This window comes from Vibrio salilacus, from assembly GCF_002811245.1.
Lineage (GTDB): Bacteria > Pseudomonadota > Gammaproteobacteria > Enterobacterales > Vibrionaceae > Vibrio > Vibrio salilacus.
The window spans coordinates 1-14,018 of sequence record NZ_NIVQ01000025.1 but is presented as its reverse complement, the minus strand read 5'-3'; the positions used below and the strand labels follow the sequence as shown (position 1 = coordinate 14,018).

15 protein-coding genes and 1 pseudogene are annotated in these 14,018 nt (G+C 45.2%); 12 read left to right on the top strand and 4 right to left on the bottom strand.

The features are described from left to right. Nucleotides 1-20 precede the first annotated feature (20 nt). On the top strand, nucleotides 21-344 hold the full coding sequence (locus CDZ87_RS14160; protein ID WP_245834723.1) for a protein YgfX: 324 nt from the start codon (nucleotides 21-23) through the stop codon (nucleotides 342-344). Nucleotides 345-375: 31 nt separating this feature from the next. Here the strand turns inward: CDZ87_RS14160 and nadB are convergent, their stop codons facing one another. Beyond that, the gene (gene nadB, locus CDZ87_RS14155) at nucleotides 376-1,989 is read right to left on the bottom strand and encodes an L-aspartate oxidase (RefSeq protein WP_100754128.1); all 1,614 of its coding nucleotides are present in this window, start codon (nucleotides 1,987-1,989) and stop codon (nucleotides 376-378) included. Nucleotides 1,990-2,379: 390 nt separating this feature from the next. Between nadB and rpoE the strand changes: the two genes are divergently transcribed. The 11 genes from rpoE to acpS all read left to right on the top strand — a co-directional run bounded on the left by rpoE (nucleotide 2,380) and on the right by acpS (nucleotide 11,627). After that, nucleotides 2,380-2,958: an RNA polymerase sigma factor RpoE gene (gene rpoE / locus CDZ87_RS14150; protein ID WP_100754127.1), complete on the top strand. Its 579-nt coding sequence runs from the start codon at nucleotides 2,380-2,382 to the stop codon at nucleotides 2,956-2,958. 25 nt (nucleotides 2,959-2,983) lie between these two features. Then, nucleotides 2,984-3,598: an RseA family anti-sigma factor gene (locus CDZ87_RS14145; protein ID WP_100754126.1), complete on the top strand. Its 615-nt coding sequence runs from the start codon at nucleotides 2,984-2,986 to the stop codon at nucleotides 3,596-3,598. Then, nucleotides 3,595-4,560 carry a sigma-E factor regulatory protein RseB gene (gene rseB, locus CDZ87_RS14140; RefSeq protein ID WP_100754125.1) on the top strand — a complete coding sequence of 322 codons (966 nt, stop codon included), beginning with the start codon at nucleotides 3,595-3,597 and terminating at the stop codon, nucleotides 4,558-4,560. The genes CDZ87_RS14145 and rseB overlap by 4 nt, the downstream gene beginning before the upstream one ends. After that, on the top strand, nucleotides 4,557-5,027 hold the full coding sequence (locus CDZ87_RS14135; RefSeq protein ID WP_100754124.1) for a SoxR reducing system RseC family protein: 471 nt from the start codon (nucleotides 4,557-4,559) through the stop codon (nucleotides 5,025-5,027). The genes rseB and CDZ87_RS14135 overlap by 4 nt, the downstream gene beginning before the upstream one ends. Nucleotides 5,028-5,152: 125 nt before the next feature. Beyond that, nucleotides 5,153-6,946, top strand: coding sequence for a translation elongation factor 4 (gene lepA, locus CDZ87_RS14130; RefSeq protein ID WP_038174252.1), 1,794 nt, complete (start codon nucleotides 5,153-5,155; stop codon nucleotides 6,944-6,946). 202 nt (nucleotides 6,947-7,148) lie between these two features. After that, entirely contained in the window at nucleotides 7,149-8,045 is an 897-nt protein-coding gene (lepB, locus tag CDZ87_RS14125; protein WP_100754123.1) for a signal peptidase I, read from the top strand. Nucleotides 8,046-8,063: 18 nt separating this feature from the next. Next, the gene (gene rnc / locus CDZ87_RS14120) at nucleotides 8,064-8,741 is read left to right on the top strand and encodes a ribonuclease III (protein ID WP_038174249.1); all 678 of its coding nucleotides are present in this window, start codon (nucleotides 8,064-8,066) and stop codon (nucleotides 8,739-8,741) included. Continuing rightward, a complete protein-coding gene (era, locus tag CDZ87_RS14115; protein ID WP_038174247.1) occupies nucleotides 8,734-9,711 on the top strand; it encodes a GTPase Era in 978 nt (325 codons plus the stop codon). The genes rnc and era overlap by 8 nt, the downstream gene beginning before the upstream one ends. An 82-nt stretch (nucleotides 9,712-9,793) precedes the next feature. Continuing rightward, nucleotides 9,794-10,516, top strand: a complete 723-nt coding sequence (gene recO, locus CDZ87_RS14110; RefSeq protein WP_100754122.1) for a DNA repair protein RecO — start codon at nucleotides 9,794-9,796, stop codon at nucleotides 10,514-10,516. Next, entirely contained in the window at nucleotides 10,513-11,244 is a 732-nt protein-coding gene (gene pdxJ, locus CDZ87_RS14105) for a pyridoxine 5'-phosphate synthase (RefSeq protein ID WP_100754121.1), read from the top strand. The genes recO and pdxJ overlap by 4 nt, the downstream gene beginning before the upstream one ends. Before the next feature lie 2 nt (nucleotides 11,245-11,246). Then, complete coding sequence (gene acpS / locus CDZ87_RS14100) at nucleotides 11,247-11,627, top strand: holo-ACP synthase (protein WP_100754120.1); 381 nt, start codon at nucleotides 11,247-11,249, stop codon at nucleotides 11,625-11,627. 79 nt (nucleotides 11,628-11,706) lie between these two features. Here the strand turns inward: acpS and CDZ87_RS14095 are convergent, their stop codons facing one another. From CDZ87_RS14095 to CDZ87_RS17460, 3 genes and pseudogenes are all read right to left on the bottom strand, one after another. Further along, complete coding sequence (locus CDZ87_RS14095) at nucleotides 11,707-12,633, bottom strand: universal stress protein (RefSeq protein WP_100754119.1); 927 nt, start codon at nucleotides 12,631-12,633, stop codon at nucleotides 11,707-11,709. A gap of 9 nt (nucleotides 12,634-12,642) precedes the next feature. Then, nucleotides 12,643-13,179: an NAD-binding protein gene (locus tag CDZ87_RS17465; protein ID WP_281251974.1), complete on the bottom strand. Its 537-nt coding sequence runs from the start codon at nucleotides 13,177-13,179 to the stop codon at nucleotides 12,643-12,645. Nucleotides 13,180-13,203: 24 nt separating this feature from the next. After that, nucleotides 13,204-13,947 (bottom strand): annotated as a pseudogene (locus CDZ87_RS17460) (cation:proton antiporter domain-containing protein); the annotation flags it as partial. Nucleotides 13,948-14,018 lie beyond the last annotated feature (71 nt).

Here is a 14,018-nt window from a genome sequence, read left to right as displayed (position 1 = left end):
ATTTTAAACAGGCCAATCGATTGCTTTCAGCGTTGGCCTGCCTGACGATTATTCACTCTCAACTCCCTTTGGTAGCGACGATTCTGCTGTTGCCTTTAGTCATCAAATACACGCGGCATCTAGGCTGGTTTGTCCCGTCATTGACCGGTGAGGTGACGTTTATTTCTCCTCGCGAATATCAAACCGAGCAAGGCACTTACGTGATTAAAGCGGTGTTGTTTCCATTGATGTCTTTTGGGTTGTTAATTGTCTTAGCCAACAATCAACGCGTATTGATGTGGCGAGACAGCATGCCCGAGTCCAGTTATCGACAATTGGTGGTGATGTTAAAAAGGGAGCATTGAGCCCCCTTCTTGCCGTCAGCTTCGTCTTTCACTAGGCCTGTTTTTCTGGTACTAAAATAGTTGGGCCGCTCTCTTTCGCTAACTCAGGATAGTCAAGCGTATAATGAAGACCACGGCTTTCTTTGCGTTCCATTGCGCAGCGTACCATCAGTTCTGCAACTTGCAGTAAGTTACGCAGTTCCAGTAGGTTATTCGATACTTTAAAGTTACTGTAATATTCATGGGTTTCCTGCTGCAGTAGTTGAATACGACGCAAAGCACGCTCTAAGCGTTTATCTGTGCGAACAATCCCCATGTAATCCCACATGAATAAACGCAATTCATGCCAGTTATGTTGAATGATCACCTCTTCATCAGAGTTGTTCACCTGACTTTCGTCCCAAGGTGGTAGCGTTGGTGGTAAAGTGGCTTGATCGAGACAAGCGATAATATGGTTAGCCGCAGACCAAGCATAAACCACACATTCAAGTAACGAATTTGAGGCCATACGGTTTGCGCCGTGCAGTCCGGTGTAGCTTACTTCTCCGATTGCATACAACTGAGCAATATCCGTTTGTCCGCTTTGATTAACCATGACACCACCACAGGTGTAATGCGCCGCAGGTACGATAGGAATTGGCTCTTTGGTCATGTTGATACCAAGGTCGAGCAAGCGCATATTAATGGTGGGGAAGTGCTTTTCAATAAAGTCAGCGGGTTTATGGCTGATGTCTAAGAACATGCAATCGGCGCCGAGTCGCTTCATCTCAAAGTCAATTGCGCGTGCAACCACATCACGTGGTGCTAACTCTTCACGCGGGTCGAAATCGGGCATAAAACGTGTGCCGTCAGGGCGAAGTAAGAAAGCTCCTTCGCCGCGTAGTGCCTCAGTTAACAAAAAATTGCGCGCTTCAGGGTGATACAAACATGTTGGGTGGAATTGGTTAAATTCTAAGTTTGCCACTCGGCAACCGGCACGCCACGCCATTGCGATGCCGTCACCGGAAGATACATCGGGATTCGAGGTGTACTGATACACTTTTGACGCGCCGCCCGTTGCTAAAACGACGAATTTCGCGCGAACGGTTTCGACATGTTCTTGATTACGGTTCCAGATGTACGCACCGACAATTTTTTTGTCATCACCACCGACTTTATCTTCGGTAATTAAATCCAACGCATTGTGACGTTCGAAAACGCGGATGTTAGGATGATTATGAACGTTATCTTGCAGGGACGTTTGCATCGCCATGCCTGTGGCATCAGCGGCGTGTAAGATACGTCGATGGCTGTGGCCACCTTCACGGGTTAAGTGATAGCGCGGAGCTCCATCGCTGTCGTTCTCTTCGCGATCAAAAGGTACACCGCCATCAATCAGCCACTGAACACACTCCTTGGCATTCTTGGCAATAAACTCAACCGTCTCCTCTTCACATAGGCCAGCGCCTGCGACCAAGGTATCTTGCACGTGAGATTCAATGCTGTCAGATTCATCAAAAACAGCGGCAATACCACCTTGCGCATAGTAAGTTGCCCCTTCACTGCGTGGTCCTTTACTGAGGACGATAACGTTACCTAACTCTGCAACACGTAGTGCTAAGGACAGACCTGCGGCACCACTACCCACCACTAACACATCACATTGATGTTCACGGTTTGCGTTCATAAAACTTTTAAATTCCCAAGTTAAATTGTACCTAACCCCCCTATAATCAATGGAGGTAAAAAATTAGGCAATCGAGCGATCCCGCTCTTAAATCATTTTAGAATGGCTCACGCGCCTGAGCTAAAGCTACCGTCAAACGGTTATAGTAGCACTGCTTAATGCTTTTGCCTCGAAATAGCCATTGCATTTCGATACCTAGAACCTCAAAATCGAGTCAGAGGTAGCTTGGTACGTCATTGTGTTAAAAAATTTGCAAAAACTTTGAACTTAAATTTTCTGACTAGGTCACAATAGTGCTCAAGTAGACAGTGGTGTCAAGACTACATATTGCATAATTAATACTCATGTCTGAGAAGATAAGAGTGAATAACGATAGGAGTACCCGCTCGAATGAACGAGCAGCTGACCGATCAAGTATTAATTGAGCGAGTTCAGAATGGGGATAAGCAAGCATTTAATTTGCTGGTAACAAAATACCAGAACAAAGTATGTAACCTTATTTCCCGCTATGTGAATAATCCGGGTGATGTTCCCGATGTAGCACAAGAAGCCTTTATTAAGGCGTATCGAGCGATTCCTAGCTTTCGTGGAGAAAGCGCTTTCTATACTTGGTTATATCGGATTGCCGTTAATACTGCAAAAAACCACCTTGTAGCCCAAGGTAGGCGTCCACCGGCACAAGATGTCGATAGTGAAGATGCTGAATATTACGAAACAGGTAGTGCATTAAAAGAAATTTCGAACCCTGAGAACTTGACGTTGTCCAATGAGTTGAAAGGGGCCATCTTTGGTGCGATTGAAGCACTGCCTGAAGATTTAAAAACCGCAATGACGTTGCGTGAGCTTGATGGCTTAAGCTACGAGGAAATTGCAGCGGTTATGGATTGCCCTGTAGGAACGGTACGTTCGCGTATCTTCCGTGCTCGCGAAGCGGTCGAAAAGAAAATTCAACCGCTAATGCAACGCTAGATCAGTAACTTTAATGGTGAAAATAATGGCTGACAAAGAGAAACTTTCAGCACTCATGGATGGAGAGTTGGTTGATAAAGCGCTAATCACGGAATTAGAGCAAGATCAAGAAGGCCAGCACGTTTGGAAATCTTACCATTTAATTGGTGATGTGATGCGAGGTGATGCTCCTGAAAATGCACAATGGAATATTGCTGAAAGCGTGGCACTAGCACTAGAGAATGAACCTGCACATTCAGCGGTGACTCAATTAGAGCAGCACCGACGTATTGAAGCACAGCCGACTCCTGCACAGGCACGTCGAAGGCTACCTACATGGTTGAACCAATTCGGTCAAGTTGCAATGGCTGCTTGTGTCTCTCTGGTTGTGATTCTTGGAGTACAACAATACAGCGGCACTGATGTAACTGGGCCCGAAGCAGATGTTTTACCTGTACTGCAAACCATACCTTTTGCGGGAAGCGCCGAACCCGTGAGCCTAACTCGCTCATCGGTAGAGCAGTCCAATACCAACGAGGTGAATGTTCAAGAGCAACGTCGCCGTATTAATGCGATGCTGCAAGACTATGAACTACAACTGCGCTTAAATAGCAACAATATGCTTGAGCATAGTGATAATCCTGAAACGGTAGTTGAATGAAAAAAATTCTGATCAGTGTGCTGACACTGTTCAGTTTGAACACAACGCTAGCCTTTGCAGAAGAACCCACTGCAGAGGCTTTGTTGCTTCAAATGAACGAAGCGAGTCAGCATTTAAATTATGAACTTTCTTATATACTGATAAAGAAAAGCAGTATTGAGCCTTTGCTTTATCGCCATGCTCGAACTGAAGATCAGCAGCTTGCCCACTTAGTTTACCTCAGTGGCCCCGTGCGCGAAGTGATCCGTCGTGGTGATGAAGTCAGTTATATCGAACCGGGTGTTGAGCCTTTTACCATCGAATCTGGGAATGTTGTCGCACCGACTATCCCATTGCTTAACTCTGATGTTGAGCGTTTGAGCAACTATTATGACTTTGTTCAAGTCGGACGTGCACGTGAAGCGGGAACCGCATGCCAAGTGCTGCGCGTGGTGCCAAAAGATGGCCAGCGCTACTCATATGTCTTGTGGGTGGATGAAAAAAGTAAGCTGCCGTTACGTGCCGATCTGGTTGACCGCGATGGTGAAGTTCTCGAGCAATATCGCACTATTTCATACAGTATCAATGATCAAATTGCCGAAATACTCAGTGGTTTAAATAGCGTTAAACTGCCCCAAGTGCTGTCCCTACCCAAAGGTCAGGTGACCAACTCATATTGGACGGTAGGCTGGATTCCTAATGGATTTGAAGCCAATGAGCTTAATCGTTATCGTATGAACAACACTGAACGTATGGTTGAGAGCCAGATGTACAGCGATGGCTTATTTAGCTTCTCTGTTTATGTTTCCAATAGCGACAATCTTTCGCTAAAAGGCCAACTGGTTCGTCAAGGCCGACGCACTTTACATACTTTTGTGCGTGGTGAGCGCGAAATCTCGGTGATAGGCGATATTCCGCCAGCGACCGCCAAACGTATTGCCCAATCTGTTACCTTCAAACCAAGTGAGAGTGTCACCCAATGATGACGGCACTGGCAACGGTCGCTAAAGTTAAACCTCAAACACAAGGGTTTGAGGTTGAGTTAAGCTGCGAACAACAAACCAGTTGCAGTAGTTGTTCGTCACAAAAAAGTTGCGGTACAGGCATCGTCTCGAAAGCGGTAGGCAATAAATCTCTCCATTGGCAGCTTATTACTGACAAAGCGGTCAAGCCCGGCCAAGTGGTCGAGATAGGCTTACCAGAAAAGAGTTTGTTACAATCTGCTGCGCTGGTCTATCTGCTGCCGCTGTTTGCTATGATCCTAGGTGCGTTTTTCACCCAGTGGTGGTTAGCTCCGTTACTGGGGGTGGGCGAAGGCTTAGTCATCGGTGTTTCAGCCCTCGCGACGGTCGGCGGTATTGCTGTTGCGAAAAGATTGTCTTACCAATTAGAACAGCGCTCATCGCAGCAAGTCATATTATTAAGGGTATTGGGCGAACCAATTAGCTAGTGCGAAGCGGCTAGAAATTGGGTAGAATCGGCCAACTTGATTGAAATGCCGCCGCTAAGACCAAATTGATTGGTAGTAGAACGGCTTTCTTGTCCCTATTTAAAAGAGTTTAGTCACACCAAATCATGAAGCACATTCGTAACTTTTCGATTATCGCCCACATCGACCATGGTAAGTCGACCCTATCAGACCGTTTGATCCAAGTATGTGGTGGATTAAGCGAACGTGAAATGGCCTCGCAGGTTCTAGACTCCATGGATCTAGAGCGTGAACGTGGTATCACCATTAAATCTCAGAGTGTGACACTGAACTACACCGCTAAAGATGGTGAAACCTATCAATTAAACTTTATCGACACCCCAGGACACGTTGACTTCGCATATGAAGTGTCTCGTTCGTTAGCCGCTTGTGAAGGTGCGCTGTTGGTGGTCGATGCCGGTCAAGGCGTGGAAGCGCAAACCCTAGCCAACTGTTATACCGCGATTGAAATGGATCTTGAAGTTGTGCCAATCTTAAACAAGATTGATCTTCCTGCCGCTGATCCAGAACGCGTAGCAGAAGAGATCGAAGAGATCGTCGGTATTGACGCGATGGAAGCGACTCGTTGTAGTGCTAAAACCGGTATCGGTGTTGACGATGTACTTGAAAATATCGTTTCTGCGATTCCAGCACCAGAAGGTGATCCTAATGCACCACTGCAAGCGCTGATCATCGACTCTTGGTTTGATAACTACCTCGGTGTGGTGTCTTTAGTACGTATCAAAAATGGTGTACTGAAGAAAAACGACAAAATTAAAGTGATGAGCACTGGCCAAACCTGGGGTGTGGATCGAATTGGTATCTTTACGCCTAAGCGCGTTGATACGGATGGCCTCAATACCGGTGAAGTTGGCTGGGTAGTGTGCGGCATTAAAGATATTCTCGGCGCACCAGTGGGTGATACGCTGACGTTGGCGAAAAATGGTTGTGATAAGGCGCTACCAGGTTTTAAAAAAGTAAAACCTCAGGTATACGCTGGCTTGTTCCCAGTATCATCTGACGATTATGAAAACTTCCGTGATGCGTTGGGTAAGCTCAGCCTTAACGATGCGTCACTGTTCTATGAACCAGAAAACTCTGCGGCACTAGGCTTTGGTTTCCGTTGTGGTTTCCTTGGCATGTTGCACATGGAAATCATTCAAGAACGTCTAGAGCGTGAATACGATCTCGACCTGATCACTACCGCGCCAACCGTAGTGTACGAAGTGGTACAAACTGACGGAACATTGCTTTATGTTGATAGTCCGGCAAAACTGCCAGCGGTAAACGATATCGAAGAAATCCGCGAGCCGATCGCACGTTGTAATATCTTAGTTCCTGCCGATTACTTAGGTAACGTCATCACTTTGTGTGTTGAAAAGCGTGGTACTCAGGTTGATATGGTCTATCACGGCAATCAGGTCGCCGTCACCTACGATATTCCTATGGCTGAAGTGGTACTTGATTTCTTTGACCGTTTGAAGTCGACATCACGCGGTTATGCCTCGCTTGATTACAACTTCCAGCGCTTCGAAGCGTCAGACATGGTGCGTGTTGATGTACTGCTTAACGGCGATAAAGTGGATGCTTTAGCACTGATTACGCATAAAGGTCATTCACAAACACGCGGACGTCAGTTGGTTGAGAAGATGAAAGAATTCATCCCTCGCCAGATGTTTGATATCGCAATTCAGGCTGCGATTGGTAACCACATCATCGCACGTTCGACGGTAAAACAGTTACGTAAGAACGTTATCGCGAAGTGTTACGGTGGTGACGTGAGCCGTAAGAAAAAGTTATTAAAGAAGCAGAAAGAAGGTAAGAAACGTATGAAGCAGATCGGTAACGTCGAACTGCCGCAAGAAGCGTTTTTAGCTATTCTTCACGTAGGAAAAGATTAATCCCTGTCATATTTGGCACTACAGCGTTGTTGCCAGCGCAAACTCACCTTAATAACATAGATCCTCTATGCTCATAGGGCTGAGTTTGCTTGCCGCCTAGCTGTAACACCAACTATTTAAGGGATTGCTCTAAGCAAGTTTTATTAGCAAGTGGAAGGGTTTCGGCTCTTTCACTTTCGTATTTTTGAGATAAGGGAAGTCAATGGCGAATACATTTTCACTGATCCTCGTTATCGTAACTTTGGTTACGGGTATCGTGTGGGTGCTCGAGAAGTTAGTCTTTGCGAAAAAGCGTCAGGCTAAGCTTGCCGAAGTGGAAGCACAGACGCATGGTCTCGATGCCGCGACACTCAATAAAGTAAAAACACAGCCGTGGTGGATTGAAAATAGTGTGTCTATTTTCCCTGTGATTGCCGCAGTACTGGTATTGCGCTCTTTTATCTATGAACCGTTCCAGATTCCATCGGGTTCTATGATGCCAACTTTGCTTGTCGGTGACTTTATCTTGGTGGAAAAGTACGCTTACGGATTGAAAGATCCGGTATGGCGAACTCAACTGGTTGAAACTGGCAAACCTGAACGTGGCGATGTGGTGGTGTTTAAATACCCCCCTCAACCTAATATTGATTATATTAAGCGCGTTGTCGGTTTACCGGGCGACACGGTTCGTTACAACAGTAAGAAAGAAATCTGTATTCAATCCGCTGGCGAGAGTCGCTGTAGCGACGTGAAACTGTCGAATGTTGAAGAGAGTCCATTTATCCAAAACGGCATTCCACTGATTCAGTTGGATGAAAAATTGGGTGACGTTGGCCACCAAATTTTGGTCAACCCACTGCGCCGTGATCGCGTTGAGTTGTATCAACCGCGCAATGGTGTCAATGAGTGGGTCGTTCCTCAAGGACAGTACTTTGTGATGGGTGATAACCGTGACAACAGTGCTGATAGCCGTTACTGGGGTTTTGTTCCAGAAGCTAACCTTGTCGGTAAAGCGGTTGGTATTTGGATAAGCTTTGAGTTTGAACGTGGTGACGATAGCGTGTTACCGTCTTGGATCCCAACTGGTGTGCGTTTTAACCGCATCGGTGGTATTAACTAAACAAATTATTGAGAGAGCATGAATTCTCCTATTGCAAAACTAGAGAAAAAGCTCGGCTATCAATTTAATGATGCTGAGCTTATCAGTTTAGCGCTGACCCATCGTAGCGCTAATGGAAAACATAATGAGCGTCTTGAGTTTCTGGGCGATTCAATTTTAAGTTTTGTCGTTGCTGATGATCTTTATCACCGTTTCCCGAAAGCCAATGAAGGAGACATGAGCCGCATGCGCGCCACTTTAGTTCGTGGCAATACGCTCGCGGAACTAGGTCGAGAGTTCGAGCTAGGAGATCACTTAAAATTAGGTCCAGGTGAATTAAAGAGCGGCGGTTTCCGTCGTGATTCAATCCTTGCTGATGCTGTGGAAGCGATCATTGGTGGTATCTACTTAGATAGTGATATTGAAGTAGTGCGTGGCATTATTCTGAGCTGGTACAAGACCCGCCTTGATGCGATCAAGCCAGGTGTTTCGCAAAAAGATCCAAAAACTCGCCTACAAGAGTGTTTGCAGGGGCGAAGAAAGCCGCTTCCTGCTTACACAGTGACTAATATTAAAGGTGAAGCACATAACCAAGAGTTTACGGTTTCGTGTGATGTAGCAGGTATTGGACAACCTGTTATTGGTAAAGGCACCAGTCGCCGCAAGGCAGAACAAGCGGCTGCAGAAATAGCATTAGAGCAATTGACCAATGACTGATTCAACAGACAACAACGAATTTGACATCGATGAGTTTTTCTCATCGAGTGACGCGCCTACTAGCTCACCAGAAAACCAACATTGTGGTTTTGTGGCGATCGTTGGTCGTCCTAATGTCGGTAAATCGACGCTACTCAACCGTATTCTTGGGCAAAAGATCTCGATCACGTCTCGTAAGCCTCAGACGACTCGTCACCGTATTATGGGAGTCGAGACCGATGGTGATTACCAAGCGATTTACGTTGATACGCCTGGGCTGCATATTGAAGAGAAGCGTGCGATCAACCGCTTGATGAACCGTGCGGCAAACTCCTCGCTGAGTGATGTTAACTTGGTGTTTTTCTTGGTTGATGGTACCCATTGGACCAACGACGATGAAATGGTTTTAAACAAGCTCAAGAAAGCCAACTTCCCAGTGGTGTTGTGTGTTAATAAAGTTGATCACGTGCAAGACCGTAATGAAGTGATGCAACACATGATGGAGATGTCGCAAAGAATGGATTTTGTCGATGTGGTGCCTATCTCGGCTAAGCAGGGCAAGAACATCGACGTACTGCGTAAGCATGTGCGCGAGCATCTACCTAAAGCGACGCATCACTTTCCAGAAGAATACGTGACTGACCGCTCTCAGCGTTTTATGGCTTCTGAGATCGTGCGTGAAAAGCTGATGCGCTTCACAGGAGAAGAGTTGCCTTATTCTGTTACCGTTGAGATCGAGCGTTTCGATTACAACCCCGATACCGATGGCTTCCATATTAATGCATTGATTCTGGTTGAGCGAAGTGGCCAGAAGAAAATGGTGATTGGTAAAGCTGGCGAAAAGATCAAAACGATTGGTCGTGAAGCACGTCTAGATATGGAAGAGTTGTTTGGCCGTAAAGTTTATCTAGAAACTTGGGTCAAAGTGAAGTCTGGCTGGGCGGATGACGAGCGAGCACTGCGTTCATTAGGTTATATTGACGATCTATAACGAGTCTGAGGCGATCGCGCTTCGCTCCCATAGTGAAAGTTAAAAGGAGCCGTTTGGCTCCTTTTTTAGATTAGAAGGTACTATGTCTTCAGAAGGTCTACAGCGCTGTTTTGTCCTGCATCGACGCCCCTATAGTGAATCAAGCTTGATCCTCGATGTGTTTAGCGAGGAGTTTGGCCGCGTGACCTTGATGTCGAAAGGGGCTCGCAGTAAACGCTCAAACTTAAAAGGCGCACTGCAGCCTTTTACGCCGCTGCTACTGAAGTGGTCGGGCAATGGGTCGATGAAGACCTTGCGTCAAGCTGAACCCATTAGTTTAGGCTTGCCTCTTTTTGGCATTAATCTTTATTCCGCCATGTACGTCAATGAACTGATTGGTCGAGTATTAATGGCAGAAGTGCCGATGCCGGCACTGTTTCATGATTACCTACATGCGTTGACGGAGCTTGCTCAGTGTGACAATCCTGAACCGGCTTTACGCCGCTTTGAACTGGCGATGCTCAGCGCATTAGGCTATGGCGTTGATTTTTTGAACTGTGCAGGAAGCGGCGAACCGATAGAGCCGACAATGACCTATCGCTACCGTGAGCAAAAAGGATTTATCGCCTCGGTACGTCATGACCATTTAACGTTTGCTGGTGACGAACTGATCGCGATCAGTGAGCGTCGTTTTACCACAAAAGAACAACTGAAAGCGGCAAAACGCTTTACACGTATAGCCTTAAAGCCGTATCTTGGCGGCAAACCATTAAAAAGCAGGGAACTCTTTCAAGCTATAGTTCCTAAACGGAGTATTGGAAAATGAGCTCAATTTACCTAGGTGTCAACATCGATCATATTGCGACATTGCGTAATGCACGCGGCACTAAGTACCCAGATCCTGTGCATGCAGCCGAGATTGCGGAGCGTGCTGGTGCGGACGGCATTACCATCCATCTGCGTGAAGATCGACGTCATATCAAAGATCGTGATGTGAGAATTTTGCGTGAAACATTGCAAACACGAATGAACTTGGAAATGGCCGTCACCGATGAGATGGTCGAGATCGCGCTAAAGACTAAACCTGAATACGTGTGTTTAGTGCCAGAGAAGCGTGAAGAGCTCACTACTGAAGGTGGCTTGAATGTTGTAGGTCATCTAGAAAAAGTGAAATCTGCGACACAAAAGCTCACTCAAGCGGGTATCAAAGTGTCTTTGTTCATTGACGCTGATCGCGAACAAATTGATGCTGCCAAAACCTGTGGTGCGCCGTTTATCGAGTTACACACTGGCCATTATGCTGATGCAGAAACGGAAGAAGAGCAACAAGCTGAATTGAAGCGAATTGCAGCAGGAGCGAGTTATGCGGCCGATCTTGGCATTACGGTTAACGCCGGTCATGGTTTGACTTACCACAACGTGGCCCCTATTGCCGCGATTGCAGAAATATATGAACTCAACATTGGCCACTCTATCATTGGCCGTGCTGTGTTTGATGGTCTCGAAAAAGCGGTCTCAGACATGAAAGCCATTATGGTTGAAGCGCGTCGTTAAGCATGGCGATCGTTGGCTTAGGGACAGATATTGCTGAAATAGAGCGTGTAGAAAAAGCGCTCTCTCGCAGTGGTGAACCGTTTGCAAGGCGCATTCTCACCGACAGTGAGTTAGCGAAATTTGCCAAGTTAAAGCAGCAAGGTCGTTTTCTAGCTAAACGCTTTGCTGTCAAAGAGGCGGCGTCAAAAGCACTAGGAACAGGGATTGCGTTGGGCGTTACTTTCCACGACTTTGAAATTAGCAATGATGAGCACGGTAAACCTGTGCTCTGTTTACGCGGAAAAGCATTAGATATCGCTGAAAAAAAACAGGTGGCGCACATCCATCTTTCTATCTCTGATGAACAACACTACGCGGTCGCGACGGTAATTTTAGAGTCGTAGATTGGTAACTTTCTAATCAAATCATAATATACGGTTTCACGTTAACCACAATGGAGTAACCGCAATGACAAAGTGTATATTAAACAGGGCTAATGAAGCCTACTGGCTTAACGGCTAAAATAGAACAGCTTAATTGGTTAATGATCTCTTCAGAAGTATTGCCTATCAACATCCCGCTAATCCCAGTTCTTGATAAGGTACCCATTACGACCAAATCTATGTTCAACGAGGTGATTAATTTTGGTAGCACTTCTACCGCATTTCCTTTTGGTAGGTGTACTAAGGGTTTTAAATAATTAATCGACGTATCACCGAAAGTGATCTCTAACTTATCAAGGATGTTGTTTATCTGAGAATAACTGTTAGCTTTTTCTTCTTGCTGCATTTTGTTTTCAACATTAGTAGAGGAATCTAACCATACGCTTGCAAATCCAGCATAAGGTATTTCCCACGCATTGGCGATATGCAGTTGAGCAAACTCTGCAATGGAAAGATTGAACGCTAAACTACAGATTTGTTCATTAATGTGACTCTCTTTATCGAATAGGCCAAAATCGACAGCCGCTAAAATATTTTTATAATGGATGGAATCATTTGGCTTCATTAATAGCAGCGGGCATGGGCATTTTCGCAACAAATGAATATCATTGCTACCAAACAAGCGGTCTGTCCAGTGCGGATTGTCGGCTTTTTTTATGACAAGATCGATGTCGCTTGCAAGTATGGTTCGGATCACTTCAAGATAAAGCTTTCCAACGGAAAGGAGAACAGTTGGTGGTATAACAAATGGCAGTTTATTACAAAGTTTTCCAATTTTGTCTCGTTTAAAACAGAGAATACTGTGTTCAATATCATCTAAATTTTGTGCACTATTATTTTTTTCGAGTACATAAATGATGGTTAATTTAGCTTGTGAATGTGAGGCTAATTGCAGTGCATTGGCTAAACTCGTTTCTTGTTCGTTATCATCATTATAAATAAACAACATATGTTTAAACATGGACATATTAACCCCCTATTGTCTTTCTAAAAGTTTTTCAACACTTCGGTCTGAAGCGTCTTGGAAAGGTTCTAGCACTAGATTAACACCCTCATCTTTTAAATATTGAGTGTCTTGAGATGTATGAGAGGTAAATGCGAGCTTACCTTGAAACCCGCAGGAGCGGCATAGCTGAATTAAAGTGACTCGAGCATCTTCATAGCTAAGCCCTGTTAAGTGTGGGGGATAGGTTGCAATAATCCAATCTGCATTGCGAATAGGTAACTCGGCAATGAACTCGGCATCGGTCGCATCGCCATAGTGGGAATCTATTCCTAGCTGTTGCCATTTTTTTACTGAGTCAGGGTTAAAGTCGATACCAAGTACTTTTTGATTTTTATTTTTTAAACGGGTACCGAGTGCAGTTCCAAAGCGCCCTAAGCCAAAGATAATAATCGAATATGTGTTCGTATGTTGATCTGGAGTTACGCTCTCTCTTGAGGGAATTTTCCGTTCAAAAATGCCAAGGATAGGCTCGCACAAAGCATAGAGATGATGAGAATAGGTAATCATGTACGTTGAGGCTGCAATAGTCACAATTCCGACCATTGTTACTAAGCCTAAAGCTTGCGATTGTACGTGTCCAATTGATACGCCCATGGCAATAAAAATCAGTGAAAATTCGCTTATTTGAGCAACAGTCAATCCAGCAAGAAAACCAGTGCGCTTTCTATAGCCGAGTAAGCCCATAATAATCAAAACAATTAGTGGATTGCCAATCAGCACGAAGAGAGAGAATACGGCAGCATTGGCGATATTGTCGCCTAAAGAGGATAAATCAAGGTGTGCTCCTAAGGCGACAAAGAAGAACAGAAGTAAAAAATCTCTCAAAGGCCCTAGCCGAGAAGAAATAGTCTCTCTGTACGGTGTCGATGCTAATGATATACCTGCTAACAAACCACCTACCTCTTTACCCAGTCCCATGATCTCGCCAACAGTAGCAAACAGTGCAGTTTGTGTTACTGCAAAAATAAGAAGTAGTTCAGGGGTTTGGGCTAGCTTACCCACAAGAGGAGTGGCAATGTAGCGTACAAAAAAAGCCACAAATGACACTGCAAATATGGCTGAGAGAATGATGTTGATTAAGGCATTTTGATTCTGCTCTGATGCGCCGATACCTATCGTAGAAAGGGCTACCATAGCAATAACTACTACTAAATCTTGAACAATGAGAAAGCCTAAAGCTATTTGACCGTGCAGTGAGTCAATTTCTCGCTTATCTGAGAGTAGTTTTACAATAATAATGGTTGATGAAAAGGTAAGTGCTATAGCGACATAAAGGCTTGTCTGTAGTGGTCAACTAAAATTGGCCACGGTTTTAGAGCTTTCCCAATACAAACGTTCCGATTCAT